Below are 9,794 nucleotides of genomic sequence, written 5' to 3' on the forward strand. Positions count from 1 at the left end.
CGCGATGACCCATTCCGCGAACCCGAGGGGCGGCGGCATCCCGCTGCGGGTGCAGTACCGCCTGCTGGGCCTGTCCATGGTGCTGGTGGTCGCGCTGCTGCTGGCGCTGACCGTGGCACTGTTCAACAAGACCTTCACCCCGGTCACCAAGGTCAAGGTGACCGGCGACCGGGCCGGCCTGCAGCTGCTGCCGCACTCGGACGTCAAGGTGCGCGGCCTGATCGTGGGCGAGGTGCGCGGCACCCGCGTCACCGCCAACGGCGCCGAGCTGGACCTGGCGCTGGACCCCGACAAGGCCAAGCTGATCCCGAACAACGTGCAGGCGCGGTTGCTGCCGAAGACGCTGTTCGGTGAGAAGTACGTGGACCTGGAGATCCCGCAGCAGCCCGGCGCGCTCGGTCTGCGCAAGAACCAGGTGATCGAGCAGGACCGTTCCCAGGCCGCCGTCGAGATCGACAAGGTGCTGAACAACCTGCTGCCGCTGCTGCAGGCGGTGAAGCCGGAGAAGCTGAACACCACCCTGAACGCGATCGCGACGGCGCTGCAGGGGCGGGGCGACCAGCTCGGCCGCAACCTGGAGCAGACCGACGCGCTGCTGAAGAAGATCAACCCCGAGCTCGGCACGCTGGTCTACGACCTGAAGGCGCTGTCGGACGTGTCCGACATCTACGCCGACGCGGCGCCGGACCTGCTGCAGACGCTGCGCAACATCAACGTCACCAGCAAGACCATCACCGACAAGCGGGTGCAGATCGAGGGCATCATCCCGCAGATCACCGGGTTCGCCGGGAACGGCAACCGGTTCATGCAGGAGAACGCGCCCAAGATCGTCGGCTTCAACATCGCCAACCGCGACGCGCTGGCGGTGCTGGCCCGGTACGCGCCCTCGACGCCGTGCGTCATGCGCGGCCTGGTGAACCTGCAGCCCGAGGCCGAGCGGGTGGCCGGCGGCCGCAACTCCTCGTTCAATCTGACCATCGAGATCGTCAAGCCGCGCCCGGCCTACAAGGCGCCGCTGGACCTGCCCGAGGCCAAGGACCAGCGCGGGCCGCGCTGCTACAACCTGCCGAACCCCAAGGTGCCCTTCCCCGACTACCTCGCCCTCGACGGTACCGAGGACGACCTGTGGTGGAAGAACCCGCACGGCAAGGACGACCCGATCCCGCACCCGACCAGCAAGACCAGCAAGACCGCCAAGACCGCGAACACCGGCCTGCCGAACACGGGCCTGCCGAACACGGGCCAGACCGGCACCGGCCGCGGCCGCGCGCTGTCGAACGTCTTCGTCGACCCCGGTAGCGACATGAGCGAGAAGGACAAGATCAAGACCTTGGTGGGCCCGCTCACCCGCACCCAGTCCGACCAGGTGTCGGACGTGGCGGTGCTGCTGTTCGGCCCGGTGCTGCAGGGATCGGTGGTGACGGTCAAGTGAAGACCACGAGCGCGGCCATCAAGCTGGTGATCTTCGTTGCGCTGACCTCGCTGGCCACCGGCGTGCTGGCGATGACCATCACCAACATGCGGTTCGCCGAGTCCCGCAGCTACAAGGCGATCATCAGCGACGTGGCCGGCCTGCTGGACAAGGACGACGTCCGGGTGGCCGGCGTGCGGGTCGGCCAGGTCGACAAGATCGAGCTGACCAAGGACCACCAGGCCAAGGTCACCTTCTCCCTGAACAAGGACGGCGTGTTCCGGGCGGGGCTGCCGGCCAGCACCAACGTGCAGGTCCGCTACCGCAACCTGATGGGCCAGCGCTACCTGGCGCTGACCGAGGGCCCCGGCGCGCCCAACCAGTACCTGCCGCGCAACGGCGTCATCCCGGTGACGCAGACCAAGCCGGCGCTGGACCTCACCGTGCTGTTCAACGGCTTCCGGCCGCTGTTCCGCGCGCTGGAGCCCGACGACGTCAACAAGCTGTCCTTCCAGATCGTGCAGGTCCTGCAGGGCGAGGGCGGCACCGTCAACAGCCTGCTGTCGCACGTGGCGTCGCTGACCAGCACCCTGGCCAACCGCGACCAGGTCATCGGCCAGGTCATCGGCAACCTCAACAACGTGCTCGGCACCATCGACGCCCGGCACAGCGAGGTGAACCAGCTGGTCACCGACCTGCGCGGGTTCGTGTCGGGGGTCGCCGACGACCGCAAGGCCATCTTCGACTCGGTCGCCGCGATCAACGACCTGTCCGGCACCACCGCGGACCTGCTGCGCGACGGCCGGCCCGCGATCAACAACGACATCCGCGGCCTGAACACCCTGGCCAAGACCCTGAACGCCAACAGCGGCGAGCTGGACCGGGGCCTGAAGCGGACCCCGGGCCTGCTGGAGGGGCTGACCAACATCTCCTCCTACGGCTCCTGGTTCAACATGTACATCTGCGGACTCGACGCGCGGGTGCGGCTGCCGGGCGGGCCGGTCTACCAGACGCCGGCGATCGTGAACGAGAACGCGAGGTGCAAGTAGATGAGGATCCCCTTCCGGGAGCGCAACCCGGTCCCCATCGGCCTCGCCGCCTTCGCGATCATCATCGTGCTGCTGGTGCTGGCGCTGAACCTGCAGAACATCCCGTTCATCGACCGCGGCAAGGTGCACGAGGCGGCGTTCGCCGAGGCGGCCGGCCTGAAGACCGGCGAGGAGGTGCGCGTCGCGGGCGTCAAGGTCGGCAAGGTCACCGGCCTGGACCTGGACGGCGACCACGTCAAGGTCACCTTCAAGGTGAACGACGACGTCAAGCTGGGCTCGCTGACCCGCGCCGAGATCAAGATCAAGACGGTGCTGGGCTCGCACTTTTTGTCCCTGGACCCGCGGGGCGGCGGCACCCTCGGCCGCAGGATCCCGCAGGACCGCACCACCACCCCCTTCGAGGTGGTGCCGGCGATCAGCGAGCTGAGCCAGCGGGTCAGCAAGATCGACTACCAGCAGATGGCGAAGTCGTTCGACGTGCTGTCGGACACCTTCAAGAACTCCCCCGAGGAGATCAGGGCGTCGCTGCAGGGCCTGCGCCGGCTGTCCAACACCATCGCCTCCCGCGACGACGAGCTGCACGAGCTGGCCGGCCGCGCCAAGGACGTCTCCCAGCTGCTGGCCGACCGCAACCAGGACTTCAGCAAGCTGGTCGCCGACGGCGACAAGGTGCTGCAGGCCGTGCAGGCCCGCCGCGCGGTGATCCACCAGCTGCTGATCAACACGGTGGTGCTGTCGCAGCAGGTGAACGCGCTGATCAAGGAGAACGAGGCGGAGCTGCGGCCGATGCTGGACAACCTGCAGAAGGTCAACCGGCTGCTGCTGAAGAACCAGGACAACCTGGACCGCACCCTCCAGCTGTTCGCGCCGTTCGCCCGGCAGTTCTCCGACGTCACCGGCACCGGCCGCTGGTTCGACAACTACATCCAGAACCTGCTGCCGATCCCCGCCTCCATCAAGGACCCGGCCAAGCAGCCGGGCGCCCCGGGCGGCCGCGGCCCGAACCAGAGCGGCGGCCAGAACGGCCAGAACAAGAACAACCCGTTGCCTTTCCTCCCGTAAGCAGGCAGGTCACTCGTGCGTAACTCAGCAACCATCCTCCGCATCGGCGGTGCGCTCCTCGCGCTCGCCGTGCTGGCGGCCGCGCTGGTGCTGCTGCTCCGGGAACCCAAGCAGCGGCACCTGACGGCCTACTTCACCCGCACCGTCGGCCTGTACGCCGGCGCCGACGTGCGCATCCTCGGCATCCCGGTCGGCCGGGTCACCAAGGTCACCCCCGTCGGCAACGCGGTCAAGGTCGAGCTCAAGTACGACGCCAAGTACAAGGTCCCGGCCAGCGCCCAGGCCATCGTGGTCAACCAGACCCTGGTCGCCGACCGGTACATCCAGCTGACCCCCGTCTACAAGCCCGGCGCCGAGGTCATGCCGGACAAGGCGACGCTGACCGTCAACCGCACCGCGGTGCCGATCGAGGTCGACGAGATCGGCGGCAGCCTGAACGACCTCAACAAGGCCCTCGGCCCCGACGGCGCCAACAAGAACGGCTCGCTGTCCAAGCTGCTGGAGGTCGGCGCGCAGACCCTGGACGGCCAGGGCGGCGACATCCGGCAGACCATCCACGACACCTCCCAGATGCTGAGCACGCTCAGCGCCGACCGGGGCGACGTGGCCAAGACCATCGAGAACCTGCGCGTCATCACCGGCGCGATGAAGGCCAACGACGAGCAGATCAAGTCCTTCACCGGGCACCTCAACGGGGTGTCGGGGCAGCTGGCGGGGGAGAAGGAGGAGCTCAGCGCCGCGCTGCAGACCCTCGGCCCGACACTGCGCAACGTCCAGCGCTTCATCAAGGGCAACCGCAGCGCGCTGTCGGCCAACGTCCGCCAGCTCGCGCAGATCACCGCCGTGCTGGTGAAGGAGAAGGACGCCCTCGGCGAGGTGCTGATCGCGGGCCCGCTGGCCATCAACAACGTGGGCCGCGCCTACGACCCGATCAGCGGCACCATCCACACCCGCGCCAACCTGCTGCAGTTCAACAACCTGGCCGACTGGGTGTGCTCGCTGGCCTACTCGGTCGGCACCCCGGCCAAGCAGTGCCTGGACTTCGTCACGCCCTACAACGGCATCGGCAAGGCGCTGGCCGGCTTCACCCTGGACCTGTCCTGGATCACGGCGCTGACCACGCACTACGACCCGGTGCCGATCCCGCCGGACGCCTACGGGCCCGGCGGGAAGAACGGCAAGGGCAAGAGCAGGGCGACGTCCGGTTCCACCGCCCGCACCGGCGCCAAGACCGGCGACGTGCGCGCACTGCTCCCCGGAGGTGGCCGATGAGCCGGCGACTGGTCAAGCTCGGCGCGGCCACGGTCGCGGCGATGGCCGCGATGTCGGGCTGCTCCTTCCGCGGGGTCGACTCGATCCCGCTGCCCGGCGGCCCCGACCTGGGGGATCGGCCGAAGACCGTCAAGGTCGAGTTCGCCAACGTGCTGGACCTGGTCCCGCAGTCGGTGGTGAAGGTCAACGACGTCTCCGTCGGCAAGGTCGACAAGATCGACCTGGCCGGGGGCGGCGGCTCGGGCTGGCACGCGGTCGTCACCGTCAAGGTGCGCCGGGACGTCCGGCTGCCCTCCAACGCGATCGCCACCATCGGCCAGACCAGCCTGCTGGGCGAGAAGTTCGTCGCGCTGTCGCCGCCGGTCAACGAGCCCGCCGCGGGCGAGCTGGCCTCCGGCGACCGCATCCCGCTCGCCCGTACCACCCGCAGCACCGAGATCGAGGAGGTGCTGTCGGCGTTCTCGCTGCTGCTGAACGGCGGCGGCATCGAGCAGGTCTCCACCATCAGCCACGAGCTGCAGGCGGCGATGGGCGGCCGCGAGGCCACCATCAAGTCGGTGCTGCACCAGGTGAACACCTTCGTCGGCACGCTGGACCGCAACCGCGGCGCGATCACCCGCGCGCTCGACAGCATCGACCGCCTGTCGGGCAAGCTGTCGGCCGAGCGCGCCACGATCACCGACACCATCGACCGGACCGGGCCGGCGATCTCGATCCTGAACCGCAACCGGGCCGACCTCACCCGGATGCTGGTGGCGCTGGACAAGCTGTCGCGCACCACCACCGGGGTGATCGACCAGTCCAAGGCCGACTTCCTGGCCAACCTCCGGGACATCGACACCATCCTGCGCAACCTGAACAAGGCCGGCAGCGACCTGCCGAAGGCGCTCACCGGGATGATCACCTTCCCGTTCCCGGCGACGTTCGCCAACGTCATCAAGGGCGACTACGGCAACGTGCGGCTGACCATCGACCTGGACTTCCAGTCGATCGCGCACAACCTGCTCGGCGGCACCGACCTGGAGGGCGCCCTCGGCGGCAAGCAGATGCGCTCGATGCTGAAGGTGCCGAACGTGTCGCTGCCGCAGCCGGCGCTCGGTGTGCTGCCGCAGATGCCCGGTGACGCCGGCGCCAACGGGACCGCTCCGGTCCCGACGCCGAGCCCGTCCAAGTCCACCGGCAAGAAGACGAAGCAGCAGCAACAGGGACGCCCGCGCGCGCTCGGCGAGGGTGACCTGCGGACCCTGATGATGGGGGGCCTGTCGTGATCCTCAAGCGCGGCGTCAAGATCCAGCTGGTCGTCTTCCTCGTCATCACGATCGTCGGCATCTCGATCGTGTCGATCCGCTACATCGGCCTCGGCCGGGGCCTGCTCGGCAAGCAGTACACCGCCTACGTCGACCTCAGCGACTCCGGCGGCGTGTTCACCAACGCCGAGGTCACCTACCGCGGCGTGCCGGTCGGGCGGGTCGGGCCGATCCAGCTCACCAAGGACGGCATCAAGGTCAAGCTGTTGCTGAACAAGGGCAGCGGCAAGCGCATCCCGCGCGACGGGCTGTCGGCCGTGGTCGCCAACCGCTCCGCGGTCGGCGAGCAGTACATCGACCTGCAGCCGAGCAAGACCGGCGGGCCCTACCTGGACGAGAAGGGCCCGTACACGATCCCCCGGCAGAACACCAAGCTGCCGGTGTCCACCGCCGAGCTGCTGCGCAACGTCGACCGGCTCGTCACCTCGATCGACCCCAAGAACCTCGGCACGATCGTGGACGAGCTGGACAAGGCCTTCAACGGGTCGGCCACCGACCTGCAGAAGATCCTGGACGACACCGACCGGCTGCTGCAGACCGCCGACCAGGCCTACCCCGACACCAAGCAGCTGCTGGACAACAGCCGCACCGTGCTGGACACCCAGCGGCAGCAGGGCGCCAACATCCGCGGCTTCGCCGGCAACCTGCGCGAGCTGACCGCCGCGCTGCGCCAGGACGACCCGGCGCTGCGCGGGGTCATCGACGCGACCCCGGGCGCGGTGAGCCAGGCCAACGCCCTCGTCAACGACCTGTCGCCGACGATGCCGGTGCTGCTGGCCAACCTGACCACCACCGGGCAGGTCCTCACCACCCACCAGGCGGGCCTGCGGTCGCTGCTGGTGCTGTACCCGATCGCCGTGGCGGGCGCCTACACCGTGACGCCCGGCGACGGCACCCAGCACCTCGGCCTGGAGCTCAACTTCGGGGCGCCGCAGCCGTGCACCAAGGGCTACGAGGGCGTCAAGAAGCGCTGGCCCCAGTTCACCGAGCACAAGGCGCCGCTGCTGAACGTCGGCTGCAAGGCGCCGCACGACTCGCCGTCGGCCGTCCGCGGCTCCCGCAACTTCCCCAAGTCGGCCCTCGTGCCGGCGCCGAAGCTGCCCCCGGGCGCCACCACCGGCGCCGGGTTCCCCGAAGGCGGCGCGTACGGGACGGGCAAGACCGACGCCCAGGCCAAGGACCAGGCCAAGGGCGGCGACAAGGCCGCCGCGGCGGCGACCGCGAACGGCACGCAGAACACCGGTGTCTATGGCGCGAGCTCGGCCAACTCGGTGGAATTCGCCGGGTACGATCCTTCGACCGGAGTGGTCTACGGGCCCGATGGCAAGCGGTACGCCATGCCCCGTAGTGCCGGCACTCGCCAGTTGGGAGAAGAATCCTCGTGGAAGTGGCTGTTGCTGGGACCCCTCAGCCAGTGAGCCGCGACCGGAGCCTCACCACCACGATCGCCCTCGTGGCGATCGTGGCGGCGCTGGCCGTCGCGGTGGTGTTGCTCGGTGTGAAGCACCTGGGCCAGAGCGACGACGCCGAACAGCGCGAGAAGGCCGCCCAGGCCGCGCGGCAGATGGGCGTCAACCTCATGACGCTCGACTACAACAACGCCCAGCGCGACCTGGACCGGATCGTCGCGGGGACCACCGGAAACCTCAAGAACCAGCTGGCCACCCAGTCCAAGACGTTCATGGACCAGCTCGCCAAGACCCAGGCCAAGTCCGGCGTGAGCCAGGTCGACGCCGGTCTGGTGTCCCTCAAGGGCGACTCGGCGGAGGTGATGGTCTCGCTGAACGGGACCGTCACCAACCCCAAGGTCACCAATGGCGTGGCGCGCCCCTACCGGTTCCTGATGGACCTCACCAGGTCCGGTGACCGGTGGCTCGTTTCGAAGTTGGAGATGGTTCCGTGACGATGCTCGGCCGGGGCAAGCGCTCCGCGAAGGACAAGCCCGAAGCGGACAAGGCCGAGGACTCCGTGGTGGAGGACTCCGTGGTGGAGGACTCCGTGGTGGAGGACACCACCGCGGAGGACACGGAGGTGGCGGCGAAGGCCGGCGACAAGGCGGCCAAGGCCGCCGAGCGCGCTGAGAAGGCCGAGGAGGCCTCGCGGGCGGCCCGTCTTGCCGATGAAGCCGCCGCGGCGGCCAAGGAGGCCGCACGGCTCGCTCAGGCCGCCCTGGCGGCGGCCACCGCCGAAGCCGAGGCCGAGAAGAAGTCGGCGCAGGTCGCAGCGGTGGAAGAGGACGAGGAGGGGGACGCCGGCGAGGCGCCCGCTCCCGCCCCGAGCCTGAAGAAGACCGCCGCGAAGACCGAGGCGGACGACGAGGCCGAGGCCGTCGAGGACGACGCCGAGGAGGCGGATTCCGACGACACCGTCGTGGACGAGCCCGTCGTCGTCAAGAAGAGCTCCAAGCGGCTGAAGAAGGCCGCCGCCGAGGCCGATGAGGACGACGACGCGGACGAGGACGACGAGGACGCCCCGGCCGCCGGACGCACCTGGCGTCCCTACGGCGGCATGACGACCCTCGCCTGCTCCCTGGTGCTGATCGTCGCGCTCCTCGCCGGCGGCATCGTGCTCTTCCTGAAGACGAGCAAGGCCTCGGCGATCGAGGACGCCGCCGACAAGGGCGTGTTCGCCGCGTCCCGGGCGGCGCAGGACCTGTCGTCCTACGACTACCGGACGCTCGACACCGACTTCAAGACCGCCTCGGCCGCCACCACCGGCAAGCTGCACACCCAGTACGACCAGCTGGCCCAGCAGCTGCGGGCCAGCGCGGTGCAGCAGCAGGCGGTGTCGACCACCACCGTGATCAAGGCGGGCGTGGTGAGCGCCACCCCCGACAAGGTCGTCGCGCTGGTGTACGCCAACCGCACCACCTCCACCAAGGCCGACAAGCAGCCGCGGCTGCCCGAGGCGCTGCGGATCAAGATGACGATGGTCAAGTCCCACGGCAAGTGGCTCGCCTCCGAGCTCGTGGTGATCTCCTAGCGACCGCCCGCCGGCCCGCCGGCACCCGGTTCCGCCCCAGGCGGCCGTCCCCTCCCGGGGCGGCCGCCTGAGTCGTTCGCGGCCCCCCGCGCGACCGCTTAAACTATGGCCTTCCTCACTGCAGGTCAGGGCCTGGAAAGTCCATGTCCGCTCTTGACTCCAGGGCCATGAGGGGCGATGCTCCATGGCAACGTGATGCATACGGCGGCGCTGGAGTTGCGAGCGGTGTAGCAGTCGGCTACACTGCCCCTTTGCGCTGCCCTCTGACTATCCACGTGTGAGAGCTCTCCTGCCCTGGCCCGATTTGGTGCCGTTTCTGCGGGTCTTGGACGTGGATCGTCTGGCGTGCGTGTCGTCAGTTACGCCGCGAGCCCTCGGAAGGACCACTCTTGGCAGCCTCGCGCAACGCCTCGAATACCGCAACCGGTCCGAACCGCGTCTCCTTCGCGCGCATCAAGGAGCCGCTCGAAGTCCCGGACCTCCTTGCTCTGCAGACCAATTCGTTCGACTGGCTGCTGGGTAACGAGAAGTGGAAGGCCCGGGTCGAGGCGGCCCAGAAGGCCGGAAGTAAGAGCGTCCCGACGCAGTCGGGCCTCGAAGAGATTTTCGAAGAGATCAGTCCGATTGAGGACTTCTCCGGGACCATGTCGCTGTCCTTCCGGGATCACCGGTTCGAGCCGCCCAAGTACTCCGTGGAGGAGTGCAAGGACA

9 protein-coding genes are annotated in these 9,794 nt (G+C 68.9%); all 9 read left to right on the forward strand.

All coding sequences use genetic code 11. From position 1 onward, the window contains the following. The first annotated feature begins 4 nt into the window (after positions 1 to 4). Positions 5 to 1,432 carry an MCE family protein gene (locus tag ACRB68_RS21225; RefSeq protein ID WP_153534640.1) on the forward strand — a complete coding sequence of 476 codons (1,428 nt, stop codon included), beginning with the start codon at positions 5 to 7 and terminating at the stop codon, positions 1,430 to 1,432. Beyond that, positions 1,429 to 2,460, forward strand: coding sequence for an MCE family protein (locus tag ACRB68_RS21230; protein WP_328594516.1), 1,032 nt, complete (start codon positions 1,429 to 1,431; stop codon positions 2,458 to 2,460). The genes ACRB68_RS21225 and ACRB68_RS21230 overlap by 4 nt, the downstream gene beginning before the upstream one ends. Further along, positions 2,461 to 3,522, forward strand: a complete 1,062-nt coding sequence (locus tag ACRB68_RS21235; RefSeq protein ID WP_153534642.1) for an MCE family protein — start codon at positions 2,461 to 2,463, stop codon at positions 3,520 to 3,522. It begins immediately after the preceding gene. Positions 3,523 to 3,537: 15 nt separating this feature from the next. Beyond that, entirely contained in the window at positions 3,538 to 4,794 is a 1,257-nt protein-coding gene (locus ACRB68_RS21240) for an MCE family protein (protein ID WP_328594517.1), read from the forward strand. After that, entirely contained in the window at positions 4,791 to 6,062 is a 1,272-nt protein-coding gene (locus tag ACRB68_RS21245; RefSeq protein WP_153534644.1) for an MCE family protein, read from the forward strand. Before ACRB68_RS21240 ends, ACRB68_RS21245 begins: the two co-directional genes overlap by 4 nt. Continuing rightward, a complete protein-coding gene (locus ACRB68_RS21250) occupies positions 6,059 to 7,519 on the forward strand; it encodes an MlaD family protein (RefSeq protein WP_328594519.1) in 1,461 nt (486 codons plus the stop codon). The genes ACRB68_RS21245 and ACRB68_RS21250 overlap by 4 nt, the downstream gene beginning before the upstream one ends. Beyond that, positions 7,516 to 8,004, forward strand: coding sequence for a hypothetical protein (locus ACRB68_RS21255; protein ID WP_328594520.1), 489 nt, complete (start codon positions 7,516 to 7,518; stop codon positions 8,002 to 8,004). The genes ACRB68_RS21250 and ACRB68_RS21255 overlap by 4 nt, the downstream gene beginning before the upstream one ends. Further along, positions 8,001 to 9,083, forward strand: a complete 1,083-nt coding sequence (locus ACRB68_RS21260) for a hypothetical protein (protein WP_153534646.1) — start codon at positions 8,001 to 8,003, stop codon at positions 9,081 to 9,083. Before ACRB68_RS21255 ends, ACRB68_RS21260 begins: the two co-directional genes overlap by 4 nt. A gap of 389 nt (positions 9,084 to 9,472) precedes the next feature. Continuing rightward, positions 9,473 to 9,794 (forward strand): hypothetical protein (locus ACRB68_RS21265; protein WP_153534648.1); only part of this gene is annotated, 322 nt, incomplete at its 3' end.

The organism is Actinomadura macrotermitis (assembly GCF_009604375.1).
Taxonomy (GTDB): domain Bacteria; phylum Actinomycetota; class Actinomycetes; order Streptosporangiales; family Streptosporangiaceae; genus Spirillospora; species Spirillospora macrotermitis.